This window comes from Mycobacterium sp. UM_11 (assembly GCF_001414075.1).
Taxonomy (GTDB): domain Bacteria; phylum Actinomycetota; class Actinomycetes; order Mycobacteriales; family Mycobacteriaceae; genus Mycobacterium.
The window spans coordinates 1-374 of the sequence record NZ_LATC01000253.1 but is presented as its reverse complement, the minus strand read 5'-3'; the positions used below and the strand labels follow the sequence as shown (position 1 = coordinate 374).

Below are 374 nucleotides of genomic sequence, written 5' to 3'. Positions count from 1 at the left end.
CACCGCACCGACATCGACGACCTCACCCTGGCCTGCGGCCCGGACAACCGGCTCGCCGAAAAGGGCTGGACCACAAGGACCAACGCCCGGGGCGAAACCGAATGGCTACCCCCGGCACACCTGGACCGCGGCCAACCCCGAACCAACAGTTTTCACCATCCCGAGAGATTCCTCCGCGAGGGAGACGACGATGATCCCGTTTGACGTAAAGGGATCTTCATCGCGGCGACCCGCTTCGCCCGGCTGCGCCGCGCTCGCGATCGCCGCTGGCCTGATCGCGGCGATCCGCTTCGCCCGGCTGCGCCGCGCTCGCGATCGCCGCTAGGCCCGATGGCGGCGACCCGCTTCGCCCGGCTGCGCCGCGCTCGCGATCG

Annotated in this window: 1 pseudogene; it reads left to right on the top strand. The window is 70.3% G+C overall.

The features are described 5' to 3' along the window. Positions 1 to 204, top strand: a pseudogene (locus WU80_RS24890) (hypothetical protein); the annotation flags it as partial. Positions 205 to 374 lie beyond the last annotated feature (170 nt).